This is a genomic window from Frankia sp. R43 (assembly GCF_001306465.1).
In the GTDB taxonomy this organism is placed as follows: Bacteria; Actinomycetota; Actinomycetes; order Frankiales; family Frankiaceae; genus Parafrankia; species Parafrankia irregularis.
On the sequence record NZ_LFCW01000003.1, the window covers coordinates 391,165 to 411,683 of the forward strand.

General features: G+C 72.7%; 16 protein-coding genes. 10 read left to right on the top strand and 6 right to left on the bottom strand.

Annotated features, from left to right (window positions below; all coding sequences use genetic code 11):
• Positions 1–48: 48 nt before the first annotated feature.
• From ACG83_RS15265 to ACG83_RS15285, 5 genes are all read left to right on the top strand, one after another.
• Positions 49–717: a hypothetical protein gene (locus ACG83_RS15265; RefSeq protein ID WP_054566879.1), complete on the top strand. Its 669-nt coding sequence runs from the start codon at positions 49–51 to the stop codon at positions 715–717.
• A gap of 117 nt (positions 718–834) precedes the next feature.
• Entirely contained in the window at positions 835–1,320 is a 486-nt protein-coding gene (locus ACG83_RS15270; RefSeq protein WP_054566880.1) for a ribose-5-phosphate isomerase, read from the top strand.
• A 1,305-nt stretch (positions 1,321–2,625) separates the two neighbouring features.
• On the top strand, positions 2,626–3,948 hold the full coding sequence (locus ACG83_RS42390; RefSeq protein WP_235497919.1) for a dolichyl-phosphate beta-glucosyltransferase: 1,323 nt from the start codon (positions 2,626–2,628) through the stop codon (positions 3,946–3,948).
• Positions 3,949–4,414: 466 nt separating this feature from the next.
• Complete coding sequence (locus ACG83_RS15280; RefSeq protein ID WP_235497974.1) at positions 4,415–8,671, top strand: alpha-(1->3)-arabinofuranosyltransferase family protein; 4,257 nt, start codon at positions 4,415–4,417, stop codon at positions 8,669–8,671.
• A 66-nt stretch (positions 8,672–8,737) separates the two neighbouring features.
• Positions 8,738–10,471: a chromosome condensation protein gene (locus ACG83_RS15285; protein ID WP_235497920.1), complete on the top strand. Its 1,734-nt coding sequence runs from the start codon at positions 8,738–8,740 to the stop codon at positions 10,469–10,471.
• Here ACG83_RS15285 and ACG83_RS15290 read toward each other — a convergent pair.
• Positions 10,457–11,392: a hypothetical protein gene (locus ACG83_RS15290; protein ID WP_054566883.1), complete on the bottom strand. Its 936-nt coding sequence runs from the start codon at positions 11,390–11,392 to the stop codon at positions 10,457–10,459. The genes ACG83_RS15285 and ACG83_RS15290 overlap by 15 nt on opposite strands.
• Positions 11,392–12,441 (bottom strand): SPFH domain-containing protein, encoded by a 1,050-nt coding sequence (locus ACG83_RS15295; RefSeq protein ID WP_054566884.1) that lies wholly within the window; start codon positions 12,439–12,441, stop codon positions 11,392–11,394. Before ACG83_RS15295 ends, ACG83_RS15290 begins: the two co-directional genes overlap by 1 nt.
• A 233-nt stretch (positions 12,442–12,674) precedes the next feature.
• Between ACG83_RS15295 and ACG83_RS15300 the strand changes: the two genes are divergently transcribed.
• The 4 genes from ACG83_RS15300 to ACG83_RS46700 all read left to right on the top strand — a co-directional run bounded on the left by ACG83_RS15300 (position 12,675) and on the right by ACG83_RS46700 (position 14,950).
• Complete coding sequence (locus ACG83_RS15300; protein ID WP_054567247.1) at positions 12,675–13,487, top strand: NUDIX domain-containing protein; 813 nt, start codon at positions 12,675–12,677, stop codon at positions 13,485–13,487.
• A 168-nt stretch (positions 13,488–13,655) separates the two neighbouring features.
• Complete coding sequence (locus ACG83_RS15305) at positions 13,656–14,051, top strand: DUF2267 domain-containing protein (protein ID WP_054566885.1); 396 nt, start codon at positions 13,656–13,658, stop codon at positions 14,049–14,051.
• Between the two features lie 461 nt (positions 14,052–14,512).
• Positions 14,513–14,719, top strand: coding sequence for a type II toxin-antitoxin system HicB family antitoxin (locus ACG83_RS15315; RefSeq protein WP_054566887.1), 207 nt, complete (start codon positions 14,513–14,515; stop codon positions 14,717–14,719).
• 96 nt (positions 14,720–14,815) lie between these two features.
• A complete protein-coding gene (locus ACG83_RS46700) occupies positions 14,816–14,950 on the top strand; it encodes a type II toxin-antitoxin system HicA family toxin (RefSeq protein WP_235497975.1) in 135 nt (44 codons plus the stop codon).
• Positions 14,951–14,965: 15 nt separating this feature from the next.
• Here the strand turns inward: ACG83_RS46700 and ACG83_RS15320 are convergent, their stop codons facing one another.
• Complete coding sequence (locus ACG83_RS15320) at positions 14,966–16,180, bottom strand: MFS transporter (protein WP_054566888.1); 1,215 nt, start codon at positions 16,178–16,180, stop codon at positions 14,966–14,968.
• Positions 16,181–16,308: 128 nt separating this feature from the next.
• Between ACG83_RS15320 and ACG83_RS15325 the strand changes: the two genes are divergently transcribed.
• Positions 16,309–16,992 (top strand): TetR/AcrR family transcriptional regulator, encoded by a 684-nt coding sequence (locus ACG83_RS15325; protein WP_083473272.1) that lies wholly within the window; start codon positions 16,309–16,311, stop codon positions 16,990–16,992.
• 340 nt (positions 16,993–17,332) lie between these two features.
• Here the strand turns inward: ACG83_RS15325 and ACG83_RS45410 are convergent, their stop codons facing one another.
• The 3 genes from ACG83_RS45410 to ACG83_RS15335 form a co-directional block, all read right to left on the bottom strand.
• Entirely contained in the window at positions 17,333–17,494 is a 162-nt protein-coding gene (locus ACG83_RS45410; protein WP_158230723.1) for a hypothetical protein, read from the bottom strand.
• Between the two features lie 143 nt (positions 17,495–17,637).
• The gene (locus ACG83_RS15330; protein ID WP_054566890.1) at positions 17,638–18,561 is read right to left on the bottom strand and encodes a HEAT repeat domain-containing protein; all 924 of its coding nucleotides are present in this window, start codon (positions 18,559–18,561) and stop codon (positions 17,638–17,640) included.
• A 16-nt stretch (positions 18,562–18,577) separates the two neighbouring features.
• Entirely contained in the window at positions 18,578–20,278 is a 1,701-nt protein-coding gene (locus tag ACG83_RS15335) for a glycosyltransferase family 4 protein (protein ID WP_054567248.1), read from the bottom strand.
• Positions 20,279–20,519: the final 241 nt, after the last annotated feature.

The window sequence follows — 20,519 nt, forward strand, 5'->3', positions numbered from 1 at the left end:
GCCCGCGCGGCCCTGTCCGTTCAGCCGTACCGCCGTACAGGAGGATCCATGACAGCCGATTCCGCCCTCGCGGTCGACTCCGTCAACAGTGATTCCGGCTCCGCGGCGGACCAGCCGCTCCTCGACGCGGACTTCTGGTTCGACCCGCTGTGCCCGTGGGCGTGGCTGACATCGCGCTGGATGCTGGAGGTGGAGAAGGTCCGGCCGGTGCGGACGCGCTGGCACGTCATGAGCCTCGCCGTGCTCAACGAAGGCCGTGACGTTCCCGAGCAGTACCGGGAGGCCATGCGGCAGGCCTGGGGGCCCGTCCGGGTCTGCATCGCCGCGGCGGCCACCGCCGGTGACGAGGTGCTGCTCCCGCTCTACACGGCGCTCGGTGAGCGCCGCCACCTGCAGAAGGCCGAGCTGACCGAGGAGACCTTCGCCGCGGCCCTGGTCGAGGCGGGCCTGGACCCGGCGCTGGCGGCCGCCGCGCGTTCGACCGAGTGGGACGAGCGCCTGCGCGCGAGCCACACCGACGGCATCAGCCGGGTCGGCATGGACGTGGGGACACCCGTCATCGCCGTCGCCGGCACGGCGTTCTTCGGCCCGGTGGTCACCCCGGCGCCCCGGGGCGAGGCGGCCGGCAGGCTGTGGGACGGCGTCCTGCTCGTCGCCCGGACCCCCGGCTTCTACGAGCTCAAGCGCACCCGCGATCAGGACCCGGTCTTCGACTGAACCGGTCCGCGGAGCGTGACCGAGGTGCGACCTGAGGTGGGGTGAAGGCGCGGCTGGGGCGAGCGGTACGTCACCGGCCGCGCGGTGGTGGGCGGCGAGCAGGCATGATGGCGCATCATGCGCGTCCATCTTGGTTCTGATCACGCTGGGTTCCACCTGAAGGAAGCTCTCGTCGCACGGCTCGCCGAGCTCGGCCACACCCCCGTCGACCACGGGCCCGCCGAGTACGACCCCGACGACGACTACCCGCCCTTCGTGATGGCCGCCGCGGCCGCGGCGGCCGCCGAGTCCGACAGCCTGGGGATCGTGATCGGCGGCTCCGGCAACGGCGAGGTGATCGCCGCGAACAAGGTCGCCGGGGTGCGGGCGGCGCTGGTGTGGAGCGAGCAGACCGCCACACTGGCCCGCCAGCACAACGACGCGAACGTTGTCAGCGTCGGTGCCCGGATGCACTCGGTGCCCGAGGCGATCGGGTTCGTGGAGGCCTTCCTGACGACGCCGTTCAGCGAGGAGCAGCGTCACGTCCGCCGGCTGCGGATGATCTCGTCCTACGAGCGTTCGGGTGAGCTCCCCGAGGCGTCGCCGGCCGCGCCGGCGTCCTGACCGCCCCGCCCCGCCCCGGGGCGGGCGCTGCCCGGTCGGGGGCGGGTGCCCCGACCCGCCCCGCCCGTCCGCGGTGCCTGGCGGCCGCGGGTGCACGTTCGGCGGTGACGCCGCGCGCCGGGAGGCCTCTGCCTGGTCGCCGGGCGGCGTGGTCGGGCGCCTGCGCGCCTCGCCAGGGTCCGTGACCGCTCCGGGCCCCTGGGCCGGTCCGGCTCCGGCTCCGGCTGCGGGCTCGGGCCGCGGTGGCGCCGGATAGGCGTGGCGTAGCACCACGGTCGCCTCCGCCCAGGCGAGATCGGCGTCGGTGAGCTGGGCGACGTCCCGTGCCCGCATCGCCGCGCTGAGGCTGAGTCGCGAGCGGCCGCCGCCGACGAGCCCCCGCAACATCGCGTCCGCTCGATGCTGATCATCTCTTGGCATGCGGGCCCCCTCGGATCCGGGCGTACCGGCGTGCTGGTCGGGTGGCTGGGACGGCCGGTGTACCTGCGGCGCCGACCCGGTGGCCGATCCGGTCGCTGTGGCCGCTGTGGCCGTCCGCGCGGTGCCTGTCCGTATGGTGCACGAGACGACGCCCGGACGCGTCGCGGCGCCCCGCGAGCGGGTGGACTTCTCCGCCCGATCCGGTGGCTCAGCGTCCGTTTGCTCGATGGTGCTATTCCGTTGCCGCAGTGACGACCTGCATTTCGTGATGATGAGCGGGCCTGGTTCGGCGGTTCGACATCACCGGTGAAACCGCTGGTGACAGTGGGTGTGACGCGATTGCGCCGCCCGGTATGGCGCTTCGCGGGCGGCGGATGTGGAGCGCCGGTGAGGCCCGGCGGGGGCCCGGTGCGCGGTTTGCGGGCGGCGCACCAGCTGACCTGTCGTGCAAGTGTCTACGTCGACAGCGGCGGTGACCGTTCGACCGGTCGCCTCACCGAGTCCCGTTTCCGCAGGTGACAGGACGGACGCTCCCGGGAGGTGGCAATGGCGTTGGGTGACGGGGCGGTTTCTTTGGGTCCCGCCCTTCTGGTTGCGGGTGTGCCGGCGACCGGCCATGACCGCTCCGAAAGTGCGACCTCCGGGGTAGTCCGTGTGCTGACGATCAAGTTGTTGCCGTTGTTGTGCCGGCATGGGTGGTAAGCGTGGGCCCCGGTGGCCTTCAGGCGCGCTGGCCATGCCAAGATGGTGCGAAGTTGACAGGGAACACAATTCCCCCGAAACTCGGCAATTCAGACTGGTCGCCACGGACAGAAGCCATCCGATGAGAGTCCGGTCATCACACCTGTCGTCGCAGCCGAGGGGTGAGTAGTGGACCGAGTGCCCGTGAGCGTCATCATCCCCGCCTACAACGAGGCGAGGCGACTTCCACAGTCGCTGCCGCACCTGCTGGCGGTGGTGAGCCGGATCCCCAGGGTCGAGGTGATCGTCGTCGACGACGGCAGCACCGACGGCACCGCCGGCATCGCCGAGGACCTGTTCGGTGATCATCCGAGCCATCGAGTCGTGCGCCTGCCGTGGAACTGCGGGAAGGGCACCGCGGTGCGGGCCGGTGTCGCCGCCGCCCACGGCCAGTCGATCGTCTTCATGGACGCCGACGGCGCCTCCGACGTGAACGACCTCCCGCTGCTGCTCGCCGCACTCGAGCACGCGGAGGTCGCGCTCGGGTCGCGCCGCATCGGTGACGGTGCGACCAGGACCAGCGGCCGCAAGGCCGGGAGCTGGGCCTTCAACCAGCTCACCCGTTCGCTGGCCGCGTTGGACGTGGCCGACACCCAGTGCGGCTTCAAGGCCTTCCGGCATGCCGAAGCCAAGATCCTGTTCAGCCTCGCCCGGTCGACCGGCTTCGGTTTCGACGTCGAGGTGCTCTCGATCGCGCGTTCGATGGGCTACCGCATCGCGGAGGTTCCGGTGCGCTGGAACGAGACCCCCGGCGGGACGTTCCGGATGACCCGACACACCCCGGCAATGATCGTCGACGTCGTGCGGGCCCGGCGCTATCTCAGCCGGGCTGGGCTGCCGCCGGTCACCCGTCGGGAGCGACTCGATGAGCTGGGCGTCGTGGACGCCTCGGACCTCATCGGCGCTCCTGTGCCCCCGCGAGCCGTGCCGTCGAACGTCCCGCCGTCGAACGTCCCGCCGGCGGGTGCGGTGCCGTCGCGTGTGGTGCCCTCGAACACGGCGCCCTCGGGTGCCGCGGCATCGGGCGCGGCACCGTCGAATGCGGCGCCGCCGCGCCAGGCGCCTACCCGCCCGGGTCGGCCGGCGTGGCCGGCGTCGTCCCCGCGGCCGGCGTCGCCCCGGCGGCCAGCCGCGGCCGCCCGTCCCGAACCGCTCGCCCGGCCGGTGGTGGTCGCCCGACCCGCGGTGGCCGGGCGCTCTGGCCCCACCGAGCCGGTCACGCCGCCGGCCGTCGCCAGCCCGGCACCAGCGATAGTGCCGGCACCAGCGATAGCGCCGGCACCAGCGATAGCGCCGGCACCAGTGGCAGTGCCAGCACCGGCGGCACCGGCTGCGTTGCAGACTCCGGGGCCCAGGGTCGCCGCGGGCGGTCCACTGGCGGCGCCGGAGCCTTCCGTGCTCTGCGCGTCCAGCTGGCTCGTCCCACCCGGGGACCCGGGCGACCTCCCAGGGCGCACCAGGCCGTGAGGATGGCCCAGACGGGCGGTTCACCCGGCCGTGGAGGCCGCGCCAGGCGGCGCGGCGTGGTCGGCTCACCCGCACCGGGCCTGCCACCAGGATCAGGCCTGCCACCAGGATCAGGCCTGCCACCAGGGCCCGGCCCTCTACCAGCGCCGACGACCGCCCGACCAGGCCCGACGACCGCCCGACCAGGCCCGACGACCGCCCGACCACCCGGACGGGACCGGTACCGTACGGTTTCGCGTGAGGATGTATGAACGTCGGGTCAGTCCCGACTACCGCCCTGGAGCCTGATATCTCTGCCATCCCGGCCGACAGCGCCCTTCGGCCGGGTCTGTCCGACCCGGCCGGTGACCCTGAGCCCGTGCGGTCCCGGGGGCGGCGGTTCGGGGTCCTCCCCGGGTCGCTGCGGCTGCGTCCGGGCCAGGCAGGGCCGCGGCCGGACCGCGCGTCGCGTTGGTCGCTGGCCGCGATGTTCGTCGGCTTCGCCACCCTCTTCCTGCTGCAGGCACCGGGCAAGCTGACCGCCGACACCAAGCTGGACGTACCGCTCGAGCCGTGGCGCTTCATGGAGGCGGCCACCCATCTGTGGAACTCGACGTCCGACTTCGGCTACCTGCCGAACCAGTACGCCGGCTACCTGTTCCCGATGGGGCCGTTCTTCGGGATAGGGGACCTGCTCAACATCCCGCCGTGGATCACCCAGCGGCTGTGGATGGCTGTCCTGCTCACCCTGGCGGCCTGGGGAACGGTACGGCTTGCCGAGGTGCTGGGGATCGGCGGCCACGCCTCCCGCATCCTGGCGGGGCTGAGCTACGCGCTGTCGCCGATGTTCCTCGGCAAGGTCGGCGCGACGTCCGTGGCGCTGGCCGGGGCCTCGATGCTGCCCTGGATGGTCGTGCCGCTCATCCTCGCGCTGCGCCCCGACGGCGCCGGCGGGGCCGACACCGGCCACCACGACGACGACAGCGAGCATGCCCGCGCACTGACCGCGGCCCGGTTCTCCCCGCGGCGCGCCGCGGCGCTGTCCGGCCTGGCTGTGCTGGGCACCGGAGGCATCAACGCGACCGTCACCCTTTGTGTCCTGCTCTGCCCGGCTGTCGTGCTGGTGTTCGCGGGCGGTGGGCGGCGGGCCTGGGCACTGCGGGGCTGGTGGTGCCTGTGCGTGGTGCTGGCGACGGCGTGGTGGGTCCTGTCGCTGATGGTCCAGGGCCGGTACGGAATCAACTTCCTGCCCTTCACCGAGACCGTCCAGACGACCACCGCGACGACCTCGGTCGGGGAGACCCTGCGCGGCGCCGCGGACTGGATGGCCTACCTCGCGCTGCCGATGGCCTGGCTGCCCGCGGCCAGGGAGTACGTGTCCAGCGCCGCGCCGATCGTCGCCTCCGCGCTGGTGGCCGGGTTCGGCTTGGTCGGCCTCGCCCGCCGCGACCTGCCGGCGCGACGGTTCCTGCTGGTCAGCCTCGCTGTCGGTGTCGTCGCGGTCTCCTCGTCCTACTCGGGTGAACCGGTCAGCCCGCTGGCGAGTGGCCTGCGCTCGCTGCTGTCGGAGCCCTTCGGGTTCCTCCGCAACGTCTACAAGTTCCAGCCGGTGGTGCGACTGCCGCTGGCGCTGGGCCTGGCACACATCCTCGCCGTGGCCCTGGCCTGGCGTCCTGGCCAGGCACCCGAGCGGGAACCTGGGCGCGATCCCGGCCGCGGCCGGCTGCGTGGCGGCGCACTGCTGCGGCGCGGCCGCGGCGCGGCCGGCCAGCCCGCGCGGCATGAGGAAACCATGCCGCTGGTGATCTCGCCGGCGGCCAGGGCCTCGGGCCGGACCGCCGGTGCGGCGAACGGCACGGCTGGCACGGCCGGTGCGGGCGGTGCGGCAGCCGGTACGGGCGGGGCCGCCTCCCGGCGCCGCGTCCTGCCCGTGATGGTGTCGCTGACCGCGGTCGCCGCCCTGGTCGTCGCGATGCTCCCGCTGCTGCAGGGCAAAGGCCTGCAGCCCAGACCGTTCGACAAGGTGCCGGACTACTGGTCCGCGGCGGCGGACTGGCTCGCCGATCACCCCGAGAACGGACGCGCCCTGGTGCTGCCCGGCGCCCCGTTCGGCGAGTACGAGTGGGGCCGCCCGCTGGACGAACCACTGCAGTGGCTCGCCGACTCCCCCTGGGGGGTGCGCAACCTGATCCCGCTGGGCGGCGTCGGCACGACCCGGCTGATGGACGGCATCGAGGACATGATGGCCACCGGCGACACGCCGGGGCTGTCGACGACGCTGGCCCGCGCCGGTGTGGGCATGGTGCTGATCCGCAACGACATCGAGATCAAGGACTGGGACATCCCCCCGTCCACCGACCAGCTGCACCGCTCGCTGGAGAGCTCGGGCCTGCAGCTGGCGGCCTCCTTCGGGCCGACCACCGAGGCCCGCACCAGCTCCAAGGCCCGCCTGATCAAGTCGCTGCGCCGGTCGGAGGAGCGGGTGGCCGCCCTGGAGGTCTGGACGGTGCCCGGGGGCGCCCGCATGGTCCAGGCCTACCCGCTGAGCACCGGGGTCGTCGTCTCCGGCGGGCCTGAGGCGACCGTGCAGCTCGCCGACCAGGGCTTGCTCGGGCAGGACCGTGCGACCGTCCTGGCGAGTGACCTCGCCGAGGCCGACGAGTACTCGGCGGCGGCGGGCGGTTCCGACGCCGACCCCACGACCACGCTCGCGCCGATCGCCGATCCACCACCCGCCTCGAAGGTCATCACCCCGACGACCGCGCTCGCGGTGACCGACACGAACACGCGCCGTGACTTCACCTTCGGCATCGTGCACGACGGGACGTCCTACCTGCTGGGCCCGGACGAGAGCGTCGCCGGCGAGAACGAGCCGCCCCGCCAGTGGAGCGACCGGCCGACGGCGGGCCACCAGACGGTCGCCGGCTACGCCGACGGGATGTCGGTCACCGCGTCGTCCTACGGCTACGAGCTGATGGCCGCCCCCGACTTCGCCCCGCAGGCCGCCGTCGACGGCCAGACGTCGACATCCTGGACGGCGATGCGCCGGCAGGGCGCCACCTCGCAGGGTGAGTGGATCCAGCTCGACGTCGGCCGGCAGCTCGAGGCGCCCTACATCGACGTCCGGCTGCTGGCGGAGGGGGACTGGCGGCCGGAGGTGCACGCGCTGCGGGTCACCACCGAACACGGTTCCGTCGTCACCCAGGTCAAGCCGGTCGAGGACATCCAGCGGCTCGCCGTGCCGGCGGGGGAGAGCCACTGGTTCCGGATCACGCTGGAGAAGGTCACCAACGAGGGCGACCCGTCGCTCGGCGCCGGTATCCGTGAGATCGACATCCCCGGCGCGAGCTTCCACCGGTACGCGCAGACGCCGTCCGACCTGACGAGCGCGTTCGAGTCCCTGAGCCAGGGCCTCGTCGCTTACTCCTTCGAGCGTTACCGGGTCGACCCGCTGCAGCCCTTCGGCGGCTCCGAGGAGCTGACGTTCGCGCGGAAGTTCGACTCCCCGCGCGAGATGACCTTCAGCGTCAAGGGCACCGTCACCGCCCTGCCACCGCCGGCCGGCTCTGCGGTCAACACCTCGAACGCGCCGCTGGTCATCCCCTGCGGGCAGGGCCCGTCACTGATCATCGACGGTGTCCGGTACGACCTGGAGATCTCCGGCGTCTACAGCAACATCTCCACGGCCAAGCCGTTCCAGCTGAAGCTGTGCACCGACAACAGCCAGATCAGGCTCGGTGCGGGCTCGCACCTGCTGTCGGTCGACCTCGGCGGCTCCACCATGGTCGTCGACTCGATCAGCATGGTCGGCGAGAGCACGGCGGTGAGCGCGGAGAAGCCCCGGACGACGGCGATCGGGCACTGGGACTCCGAGCTGCGCACCATCGACATCGGCGCCGGCGCCGCCTCGTTCGTCTCGGTGCGGGAGAACGCGAACGCCTCCTGGACGGCGACGCTGAACGGCACGGAGCTCACGGCGGCGCGCATCGACGGCTGGGCACAGGGCTGGATCGTCCCCGCCGGCCAGGGCGGGACGATCGTCATCGAGAACCATCCCGGCCAGACCTTCCGCCGCAACCTGCTCGTCGGGCTCGGTCTGGTGCTCATCCTCGTCGCGATCGCCGTCGTCCCGGACTCCGTCGGCGCCGAGCGCCGGCGTCGACGCCAGGAGCGCGGGGGTGGCGCCGGCCGGCTGGCCGATCGCTTCGCCCGCCTCAGCCCAGCCCGGCTACCCGGGATGACGGCCCTGGGCCGCCTGCGGCTGCCGACCCTGTGGGCGGGTCTGGCGCTGGCGATGCTGGCGGTGTTCCTGGTCGCGGGCCCGGTCGCGCTGGCCGTCCCGGTGATCATCCTGCTCGGTCGGCGGCTGCGCTGGTTGCCGGGCCTGCTGGCACTGGCCGGAATGGTCGGCTCCGGAATCGTGGTGTCGACCGTTCCGGACGCCATCCCGTTCTCGGACGAAGGCGCGTTCAGCTGGCCGGCACAGGCTCTGGGCGCACTCGCCTTCGCCGCGACGATCTCCGCCTTCGCCCTGCGGCCGGCAGCGCCGCGGCTGCGTGCCCTCGAGGAGCCGCAGGAGGAACAAGCGCCGCACGCGGCGGGCAACGGCGCGCCGCGGCGATCGGCGGCGGGGGCTGACGCGCCCGTAGGCCGGGATCTCGGGCGTTTCATGACTGCAGATGATCATGCCTCCAGATCGCGGCTGCCCCGGCAGTCATGGGGAAACGATCACAGGCCGAGCTGAAGGGTCGGATGGATGTTGTTCCCGCTCAGTAGGGACGTGCCGGGAGCGGAGTCCCAGCCCGGACGCGTGACCACGCGTCCGTGGAACCTGCTCCGCAACCAGGACGTCCACCGAGCCTCGGAGGGGCCGTCGGCCGCCCGGCAGCCGTCCTGTGCCGCGGCCGTTCCCGGCGCCGGTGGGGGCCGGTCGCGGGGCGTGGGCGGGGGGCGTGACCGTGGCTCCGACGGTGCTCGCGCCGAGGGAGGCGACCGGGAACCTGCCGCCGTCTGGCTGTCGAGTGCCGGGCAGGGGCGGGCGCTGACCCTCGACGAGGAGCTCATCCTCGCCTCCGACCGCAGCCATTCACCGCTCACCGTCGGAGTGGTCGCGGAGACGGACGCCGCCATCCACCCGGCCCGGCTGCGCAGCTCGCTGTACCGCGCCCTGTGTAACCATCCGATCGCCCGGGCGCGGCTCGCGGGCGGTCTCGGTACCGCGTCCGCGTGGGAGTTCCCGGCCGAATCAGGGCTACCAGTGGATCTAATATCCGAGATCCATGTTGAGGCGACCGACGGGCCGGGCGTGGACCCCGCGAGCTGGCGGGCGGCCGAGTCGCTGTGCTCGCGCCCGTTCGACCTGCGCAGGGAGCCTCCGGTGCGGCTGCTGCTCGCCCACCGGCCGCAGGGGGACGTGCTCGGGATCGTCGCGCACCACACGGCGCTGGACGGAATGAGCGCCCTGGCCCTGTTCCAGGAGATCCTCGCCGGCTGCGCGGTGGACGGTCCGGAACCTGCCGGTGGACGGCTGGCCCGGCGTCCGAACCCGGGGTCGCGTACCCAGCAGAGAGCGTGGACCCATCAGCAGCGGACCCAGCCGGGGCTGACTCCCCGGCGCGAGGGGAACAGCCCGCAGCCCGCCGCGGACACCTCGCGGCGCACGCCGTCGGTGGACGTGACGGCGGCCGCGGCCGAGCCTCCCCCGCACGCGGGATTCGTGGAATCCGCCGGATTCGCGGGATCGGCGGATGGCGTCGGATCGGCCGGCTCCGGTGGTGGATCCGGCCGTCGGCCGTTGGCACGGCATCTTGTTCCCCGCGGCCCGAGCCTCGCGCAGGGTTACGGCGTGTACCCCGTCGATCTGCCGGTGCCGCGACCGCTGCGGCTGGCGGACGGGCGGCGGATGACCGTCAACGATCAGTTGCTCGCCGCCGCGCATCTGGCGGCGGAACGCTGGAACAGCGAGTGCGGACACCGCAGCGGCACCGTGCGGGTTCGCATGCCACTCGCCGCGCGGGACGCCGGTCTGACCGAGCCCCGAGAGCTGGGAAACCGGTCAGGTCAGGTGATGATCACCTCGACCGCGGCGGATCGAGGGGAGCCGTTGCGGCTGGCGACCGCCGTGGTGGATCAGACCGCGGCGGCGAAGGACGGCCCGGCAGGCTGGGCCGGTACGCGGATGACCGCGGCGGTGCGGGCCGTCACGGCGGCCACGCCCAGCTCGCTGCGGACGACGGTGCTGCGCGGCGGTGTGGCACTGGCTCGCCCCTTCCTCACGCCTCACCTGGCGGTGAGCAACGTTGGGCCGGTCGACCTGCACGCGGCGGCCGCGGCGGGCGGCCCACGGATCAGGAGCCTGTCCTTCATCGGTACGAGCGGCATGCCACAGGGACTGATCATCTGTGTGGCCGGCAACGGCGACCGCCTGCGGCTGACCTTCTGTCACCACCGGCGCCTGTTCGACCCCGCCGGGGTGGCCCGGTTCGCGGAGATCTACCAGGAGGGCCTGGCCGCACTGGCCACGGCGGTGTCAAAGCAGATGTAGGCGGCGCTCGGCCACGCCGACCGACAGCCGCTGCCCCCAGGTGAGCGTGATCGTGTCGGACTCGATCCCGTCCCCGAAGACCACCAGGCGTTCGGACTCGGCCCGTAGCTCGATGCGGGCCGACGCGGGAAGCAGGCCCTCGACCATGCTGGCGCCGGTGCTCGGTGACGGCCAGGCCTCCCGCACGAACCAGACCAGACCGGGCGAATCGGGCCGGGGTAGAGCCAGGCGGCTGCCGCGCTGGCGCCACACCGACTGACACCAGCCGCCGCAGCCGGTGCCAGTCCCGACCAGCAGCCCCGAGGACGCCTGCCGCTCCAGATGGACGGTGCCGGTGTGGTCCGGTGCGGCCAGCTCGTAGCGGGCTGTCTGGTGGGAGGCGTGACCGACGTAGATCTCGTTGAGGGCGAGCAGCCGCTGGCCGTCATCGGATCTGGCCTCGACCATGGTCACCGCGCGGACGGCCGAGGTGGTCCCGGCTGTCGCGGCTGTCGCGGCCGGGGTGTCCGCCGCCATCTGGAGCAGGGCTCCGAGCTTGCCGACCGGGTGCCGGGCCAGCACCCCGGGATTGCGCCCGGGTTCCGGGTCGATGCCGATGACCGGCTGCCCGTCGAGGTACTTGGCCACGTTGGCGACCAGCCCGTCCTGGCCGACGCAGACGATCAGGTCGTCGGGGGCGAACAGGAAGCGGTCGAGGTCGGCGCGTTCCACCTCGCCGTGGCGCCAGTCGGCCGGGACGGCCGCGATCGCCGCCCGGCGGGCCGCGGTCACCGCCGCGTCACGCGCCCGCACCTCGGTGAGGTCACGCCCCCGGCTGGCCAGGAAGAACGCGGCCTGGCCGGCGGTGCCGTGCCGTTCGAGCAGCTCGGCGTACTCGGTGCGGCGATGCACCAGAACGACTCGCGGGGCGAGCGTCGCCATCAGGCGCCACCGCCCGGGCGGGCGGTGCCGGCCAGCCGGGTCAGCAGCTCGCTGAGGACGTCCGGAGTGATCGTCAGCGCCTGGATGTCGGGGAGCCTGCCGGCCAGGTCACGCACGGCCAGCGTCATCGCCGCCCGGTTGTCCAGGTCGCGCAGGGCTTCGACCCGGGCCCGCTCGGCGGTGCCCTCGGCCGCGCCGACCCGCTCGATCTCCTCGGCGCGGGCGGCGGCCGCCAGCCGGGCCGCCTCGGCGGCGCCGGCCGCGGTGAGGCGGGCGTGCTCGGCCTGTGCCTCCACCGCGATCCGTGCCGCGGCCGCCTTCTCCGTCGCGGTCCGCCGGTCGTTGGTGCCGCGCTGGGCGACCAGCTCCTCCTCCCGGCGGGCGAGCTCGATCTGGTTCTGCATCTCGTTCTCGGCGATCCGGCGCTCCTGTTCGACGGCTCGGGCGCGCCGGCCGTAGGTCGCCCGGTCGGCCTCGGTCTGCACCTGCTCCCGGGTGGGTGTGCGCAGCGCCTTCTCCAGCTCCGGTTCGGGGCGGATCGCTACGACGCGGACCCCGACGACCGCCACCCCGGTCTCGGCCAGCCGCGGGTCGCCCTCGAGCCCGGCCGCGATGCGCTCCCGGACGGCCGGCACCCCGTCGACCAGCGCGTTCGTCAGCGTGGTGCGGGCCAGCAGGTCGAAGGCGTGCTGCTGGGCGGTCTCGACGATCAGCCCACCGAGCTGCTCCAGCGGGTTCGTGCGCCAGGCGCCCGTCTCCGGGTCGATGCCGAAGTCGAGGCGGCTGACGGCCAGCGTGGGCTCGGCCACCCGGTAGGTGACGGTGGCCTGCACGGTGACGTCCTGGAAGTCGGCCGTGCGGGCGTGGAAGAGCAGCGGGAGCTCCCGGTCCTCCACCGGAACCTCGCTGATCACCGCGGTGCGCGGCTGGTACCAGAAGGTCAGCCCGACCCCCTCGTGCCGGGCCCGCCCGCCGCGCAGGTGGCGGACGTACGCCGTCGGGGTGCCCCGCAGGTGGCGCAGGAACAGTGCGCGGCTGATGTCGGCCATGGGGGTCTCCTTGTGTTCACGGCCGGCCTGATGGCCGGTGTCTCGGCTGGTCAGGCCCGGTGTCGCTCGATCTCGTCGAAGTGACGATAAGGGGATGAGCCGGTTCTCGTCAATATGACGAGATTGCCGGTACAGTCGGCTGCGTGACCGACGACGACAAGCCCGCGGCGACCGGCAGGCCGTCCACGAACGCCGAGTCGTCCGCGCCTGCCCAGCCGCCCACGGCCGCCCGCCTGCCCGCGGACGGCTACGTCCCCTACGGGGTGACCGTCGACCTGGTGATCCTCACCATCCGGGCGGACCAGCTCTGCGTGCTGCTGATCCGGCGCGGCCTGGCGCCGTTCGAGGGCGCACTCGCGCTGCCGGGCGGCTTCGTCCGCCCGGACGAGACACTGGTGGCCGCGGCACGCCGTGAGCTGGCCGAGGAGACCGGCCTGCGGCTGGCGGAGCCGACGTCCGGCGTGCATCTGGAACAGCTGGCCGCCTACGGTGCCGTCGACCGTGACCCGCGGGCGCGCATCGTGACCATCGCCTTCCTGGCCCTCGCCCCCGACCTGCCCGAGCCGCGGCCCGGTACGGACGCCGCGGCAGCCGAGTTCGTCCCCGTCGCCGCACTGGCCGCGCTCACCGGCACCGGCACCGGGACCGGGACCGGCCTGTCCTGCGGCGGCCCGGCCGGCGCGGAATCAGTCGCCGGAGCCGGCGGCGACGATGGTCCCGATGCGGTTCTGGCGTTTGACCATGCGGCGATCCTGGCCGACGGGCTGGAACGGGCCCGGTCGAAGCTGGAGTACACCGCGCTGGCGGCCGCGTTCTGCCCGGTCGAGTTCACCGTGGCCGAGCTGCGCCGGGTCTACGAGCTCGTCTGGGGCGCCCCGCTCGACCCGCGCAACTTCCACCGCAAGGTGACCGGAACACCCGGCTTCCTGCAGCCGGTGGGCCGCTCGACCGCCCGAGACGGCGGCCGGCCGGCCGCCCTCTACCGCCGGGGGGCAGCCGAGATCCTCCACCCGGCGATGCGCCGCCCACACCTGCCCGAGGCCTGATCCGGGTGTCCTGATCCGATCATCGATCGGTGGCGCATCGTCATCGGCGTGGAGCCATCCGGTACCGGGAAAGCTGCCGACGTGGGGGATGTCGCCCACGATCCGCCGATCTGCCTCCGGCGATCAGCTCGCGGGACGGGCAGGAGAGTACGAAGAGGGGCGCAGCTGATGAAACGCGACGAACTCGTCTCGGTGGTCCGTGAGACCGGCCGGATGGACAGTGTCGAGCACGCCGAGACCGCCATCCGGGCCACGCTGGCGGTGCTCGGCGAGCGGCTGTCCGGCGGCGAGACCAAGGACCTCGCCTCGCAGCTACCGCCCGCGCTCGCCAGGGCGTTGCCGCCATCCGGCCGCGGCGAGCGCTTCGGGCTCGACGAGTTCTACCGCCGCGTCGCCGAGCGGGAGGGCGGTGGCTGCGACCGGGCGCATGCCCGCCAGCATGCCCGCGCCGTGGTCGCCGCCCTGAAGACGTCGGTCAGCCCCAACGAGTTCGAGGACGTCGCCGGGCAGCTTCCCCACGGCTACGACGAGCTGCTGGGCCGCGAGCCGGTCATCCACTACTGAGGAGGCCGCCGTCGCCGCAGGGCGGGCGGCCTGACAGCGCCGGCTCCAGTGCCACCGGCGAACGCCCGGCGAATCATCCTCGCCTCCCGGCGGCGCTTGGGATTGTTTCGGTCGGAGAAAATGGCAGGGCTGCTCATGCCGGAACCGGCAGCATTGATTATCGCCAGGAACAAGACCGCGATGAAAGCTGTGAGGAGCCCGTAGGGTGGCCGGCGAAGCACCGCGTCCGCCCAGGCGGACGCCGTCTGGCGGACATCCGGATCCGGATGCAGCAGCCCTGCCCGGGCCTGGGCCAGCACCGCTGTCCTGGTCTGCTCATCCAGCCGGGCCCAGGCGGCGTACGCGAGCTCGTCCCTGGCGCTCGCGTCGCGCTGCCTCATCCCCAGCCGGCATTCCACCTTATGTACTCCCGTCGTTTCTCTCTGCGGTCGAGATGGGTCGAGTCGCGTACCGTGGTGGCCATGAGCCGAGTGGTGCACATCCCCTACACCGTCGCGCAGGACGAGGACGGCGTCTGGTGTGCACACGCCTACGTGGGCCGTACCGGCTGCAACGGGTTTGGTGGCACCCGCGACCAGGCGGTGGCGGACCTGAAGGACGCGATCGTGATGGTCATCGAGGACGACGGTGCGCCGGAGGAACTCGCCATCACGGTCGATGTGGCCTGATGCCCCCGGTACCGTCGCTTCCGGGCAAGGACGTCGTCAGGGCTCTGCAGAAGGGCGGGATTCGAGCTCGTTCGGATCAAGGGCAGTCATCATCGGCTGCGTAACCCCGACCGGGCGGGCATCGATGTCACGGTTCCAGATCATGCCGGGCGTGACATCCCGAAAGGAACACTCCGCCAGATTCTCGCGGACACCGGTCTGACGATCGAGGATCTCCAGAAGCTCCTGTAGTTTCCGACGCTCCGCCTACGCCGTGATCGGTGCCATGCGGCTGGTGGGCGTACGCAGCCAGTGGGCGAAGCCGACCAGTGGCAGAGCTCCGGCGAAGATCGCCACCCCGGACCAGCCGTGGGCGTCGTAGATCGCCCCGGACAGCGCGGAGCCGATCGCCCCGCCGGCGAACATGGTGGCCAGGTACACCGCGTTCATCCGGGCGCGGGACTCGGGCCGGGTCGTGTAGATCTCGCGCTGCCCGAGGACCTGCGTCGCCTGCACGCCGAAGTCGAGCAGCAGGCCGGCCGCGGCCAGCGCGATCACCGAGCTCTCGGCGACCAGGGCGAGCAGCATCGCGCCGGCGGCGAGCAGCAGGCCGGCGCCGGTTCCCGCCCGGGTCCGTCCGAGGTCGCCCAGCCGCCCCGCGATCGGCGCCGCGGCCGCGCCGCCGGCCCCGACGAGGGCGAAGACACCGATCGCGACCTGGCCCAGGCCGTGGCGTTCGTGCAGGTCGTAGGCGATGGACGTCCAGTAGGCGCTGAACGCGCCGAACATCAGCGTCTGGTAGAAGGCCCGTCGGCGCAGCACGGGCTCGTGGCGCACCAGCTCGACCAGCGAGGCGATGAGTGCCGGGTACCGCGGGCCGGGGGCGGGCCGGCGCTCCGGCAGCACCCGCAGCGCGGTGAAGGCCACCGCCACCATCAGCGCCGCGGATATTCCGTACACCCACCGCCAGGACAGCGCCGCGGCGATCAGGCTGGAGGTGGTCCGGGCCAGCAGGATCCCGAGCAGCAGCCCGCTCATGACCTGACCGACGACCCGGCCCTCCCGGCCGGCCGGGGCCAGGTGGGCCGCGAACGGCACCAGCACCTGCGCCACCGTGGATGTCGACCCGATCACCAGCGCCGCCACCATGAAGACGGGCAGCGACGGGGCCGCGGCCGCTGCCACCAGCGCGACCGCGGTGCCGCTGACCAGGCAGACGGCGAGACGTCGGTTCGCCAGCAGGTCGCCGAGCGGGACGATCAGCAGCAGACCCAGCGCGTAGCCGATCTGGGTGATCGTCACAACGAGCGCGGTGGTGCCCTGGCTGACATCGAACGCACCCGCCAGCTCGGCGAGGATCGGTTGCGAGTAGTAGATGTTCGCGACGGTCAGCCCGCAGGCCGCAGCCAGGAACAGGGCCACGACGCGCAGGCGCTGGGGGTCCGCGCGGACGTCGTGGAAGGACGCGGTCGACTCGGCCATGATCAACCTTCGATAGTGAACGCCGTGTTCATGAAAGCTTATATCTGAACGTAGCGTTCATGAAATAGGCTGCCGATGTGACCGACGATCTACCCGTCGCCCGTCCAGGGGGCGCCGGGTCAGCCCCAGTGCGCGGTACACCAGCGGCGCTGGGTGACCCGGCGGTACCCGTCGGTCCCGGGTCGGGCCGTCCCGGGTTGGACCAGACCGGGGCGGGGCGGTCTGGGGCTGGCCGGCCTGGGCCCGGCCGGCCGCGCAGTGAGCGGGCCCGGCTGGCGATTCTCGACGCCGCCGCGGATCTGCTGATCGAGGGCGGCCTCGCCGCGGCGACGATGGAGGCGATCGCGGCCCGCGCCGGGGTTAGCAAGGTAACGATCTACAAGTGGTGGCCCAGCCGGGGTGCCGTGGCGGTGGACGCCTACTTCCACCGCTACCGGCCCGAGATGGGCATGTTCGACTCCGGTGACCTCGCCCGCGACCTGACCGCACAGATCGCCCTGATGGTGGACGCCTTCCGCGGCCGCGCCGGAGCCATCATGGCCGAGCTGATCGGCGCGGCCCAGACCGACGCGGCGCTCGCGGACCAGCTGCGCGCGCTGTGGATCCAGCCCCGCCGGGACGCCGGCACCGTCCTGATCCAGGGCGCGATCGACCGCGGCGAGCTACGGCCCGACCTCGACATCCAGATCGGCCTGGACCAGCTGTTCGGCCCGCTCTACTTCCGGCTCCTGGTCCGGCACCTGCCACTGGACGACCCGATGCCCGCGGCGCTCGTCCGCGCCTTTCTGGACGGAGCCCGGTCAAAGCCCTGACCCGCTCCCACTGAGCGAGAGTGCCGACGCGCGTACCTCGATGGGTGCCGCGAGCTGGCGAACATCGGGCGGCAGTTGCTGCCAGACGAGAGTCGAGGATTTTGGTCGTCAGGACGACCAAAATTCCATGATCCTCGAGCGGCTCCCCAGGGTCCGTGTCTCGGTAACCGTTGCGACCAGGCAGGAGTTGAGGATCAGGGCTGCGGCAGCGACCGAAGCCCTCATTTCTTGTGGATCGTCCAACGACTCTCTGTCCTTTTTATCGCTATTGGCATGAATCGCTGGAGCTGGGTGGAGGTGCGGGATCCCCCGTGGGTCGGCGGGGCGGGTGCAAAAGGAGCTACTGAGGTGCACCACTGATGTCTTCTGGGCCTGCGACCGGTTCGTCGCCGACGATGGCGGCTGGCTTCTTCTCCGATATCGCCACCGCTGCCACTGCAATGCCCTCGATGAGGGTGCGGAACGGGTCGAGGACGACAAGGGCCACCGTCAGCACGACCATCAGCACCCATTCTGCGGCGCCGAATCAACCGACCAGAGGTCCACCGGCCAAGGGTAGGACGAAGTGCCGTCCGCCGGGTGCTTTCCACCCGGCGGACAGGTGTCTCATCCGAGACCGACACGGTGGGTTTCAGCGGTCTCGGATCAGGCGACGATGCGCGCGCCGCGGCGCTGGTGCTCGATCATCTGCGCTTTCAGCGTTGCGACGGCTTCGGTGGTCGGGGGCTGGAGCGGTTCCCGCGCGTGCGGTGCCACCTGGGGGAGAAACCGTGTGATCCAGTAGGTCTCCTCCTCATTGCGTTTCGCCCACGTGGACACGACGATCTCACGTGCGGTAGCGAATGCGTCAGGGCGCTCATGGGCATGCTGGCCGAGGAAGTTCAGCTCGAGCTCGACGAAGGGCGTCTCGAGGCCGGACTTCCGGGCCGCATGGGTCCGCAGCCGGTTCAGGATGGCGTCCACCGCGCGGGCGTCCCCGACGACCCCGAGAGCCAGGAGAGCGGACTCCCAGGTGGACCGGTCCGGTCGTGCCAGCGCCTCGAGGAGATGTGGGGTACAGGTCGAGTCGCCACGCCGCCCCAGCAGGCCCAGCGTCGTGTGTCTGACGAACCGGTTGGGGTGACGGATGTATTCGCTGAGCAGGTCGGCGTCGAGCGGTACGGAACCGTCCCTGAGCGCGCCGATGGCGAGGGAGAGCTGGTAACCGCGAATTCTCGGAAGGGCGCGGATGAGTGCCTGTTCTCCTGCCGGGCCGGCCATCACGAGCAACTCGGCGGAGAGGGAGCTCACGTTGGTCTCAGGGACGGCGGCCAGCCGGGTGAGGCATTCGAACGGGCAGCCGAGAAAGGAGCTGCGGACCATTTCCTGGAGCAGCACGGTCCGCTTGGTGTCGGAGCGTTCCGTGTCCACCCAGTGGTAAAGGAGCTCCTCCGCCCAGGGGGCACCTGACCTGGCGTTCCCGGCGACTCTGTCGACCAGCCGGGCGAACGCGTCGTTGGGCATGGACGCGGTGTAGCGCCGCACGCACTCGTTGCGCTCCAGCGTGCTTCTGACCTCTGGCGCGGCCACTCGACCGGGTCCGCGGTCAGTCGCGCGTGAATGGGTGCGCGGCCGCGACCAGGAGATCCTCGCCGGTGGCCGGGCGCGGGCGGCTGGCCGGGCGCAGCCCCCGGCGGGCCAGCGCCGTCCGGGCGCCGGTGTTGTCGGCACCGTAGAAGAGCGCGGCGAAGCGCCGGGTCCGCCCGTCGTCCTCGGTTGCCGGATCGGTTGCCGTGTCGCCGCCGGGCTCGGTCCGCGGGGTCAGCTCGAACAGCAGGTCGGTCCGTCGCAGCACGGGCAGGTCGGAGCTGGCTGCAAGGTCGAACTCGACCAGGGTCAGCTGGTCGTCGGGGCGCCGCCGGTCGCGGGCCGGCCGGTGCCCGATGCCCGGCGCCCGGTGGGCTGGGCGCGGCGCGCCGCTGAGCCGCCGGCCGCGGGTCCTGGTGGGCGGCTCACCCGGCCCGGCGGGCGCCGCGGACCGGGCGCCGCCGAGGCGGTCGAGCTCGGAGGCGATGATCCCGGCCAGCAGGTCGGCGCTGGTGTCCCAGCTGAAGCCGTCCGCCCAGGCGCGGGCCGCGGCGCGCACGGTCCTCGCCTGTGCGGGGTCGGCGAGGCGGGTCAGTGCGGCCGAGATGGTGTCGCCGAGCTGCGCTGGATCGTCCACCAGCCAGCCGGTGACCCCGTCGCGGACGGAGTCGCGCAGCCCCGGGACCCGGAAGGCGACGGCGGGCACGCCCAGCCCGTTCGCCTCCAGCACGGACAGGCCCCACCCCTCGCCGTGGGACGGGTTCACCGTCAGCCACGCGGAGGCGAGCACGGCGTCGCGCACCTCGGCGGGGGCGAATCCGTGCCAGCGCAGCGTCGCGTCCGAGGCGCCGTCGCCCTGAGTGATCATCAGTCGGGCCGCGAGGTCGGCGAGGCGGGCGCGGTCCGGCCCGTCGCCGACGATGTGCACGGACAGGTCCGGGTGTGCGCGCAGCAGCGCGGGGACGGCCTCGATCAGCAGGTGCAGGCGCTTGTGCGGGACGAGCCGCCCGACGCACACGATGGTCGGCCCGGCGGCCCGCCCGGCGAGATCATCCGCGTGCTCTGGTCCGGTCACCCGGTCTGGTCCGGTCACGTCGACCGGGCTGGTCACGCCGTCAGGGCCGGTGACGCCGCCGGGCACGGTGACGCCGTTGGGGACGAGGAACCGGGCGCCGGGCAGGGCCAGCACGCCACGGGCCTCGTCCCGGGTGGACGGAGAGACCACGGCCACCGGCCGGCGCCGGTAGACCCACCGGCTGCCCGGGGCCTCCAGGAGCTGCCCGACCCGGGCGACCGGGCCCGGGAAGTACAGCGGGAACTGCTTCTGGTGGACGTGATGGAGGACCTGCACCACCGGGATGCGGGCGGGGAGCACCAACGGGCTGAAAAAGGGGATCCCGTTCTGGCAGTCGACGACCGCGTCGACGCCGTCGGCGGAGCGGACCATCCGCGCAAGCCGCGCCAGGACCGACGGGTACACCCCGAAGGTGCCACCGCCTCGGCGCACGGCGACTCCGTCGACCATGCTGTGCGCCGCGGCACCGGGCGGGCGGGACGTGAGCAGGGTGACCCGGACACCGGCCGCGGCGAACCGCTCGGCGATCGAGTGGCAGAACAGCTCGGCCCCGCCGGCCTGCGGGTGCACGCTGTCCCGCCAGTTGAGGAAGACCAGGTGCCGGCCTGCCAGTGCCTGGGTGGGCCGCGGTGCAGCTGTCGTCACCAGATCGCTCCCGTCGTCCTGTCCGGCGCGCCCTGCACGCGCCCGCACGCCCCGGACGCCCGGCACGTGCGGTGCGTCGGGTGCGTCCGGTGTGACCGGTGTGTCCTCGGCCGAGAAGTTACTCACAGCGCGCCGCATCGGTGGCGGCGGTACCGGGTGGCCGGGCCTTCCGGCCGGGTCGGTGACGTCGCGCCGGTCGGTGTCCGCCTGGCTGCTGACACCGCTTCCAGGTGCCGCGTTA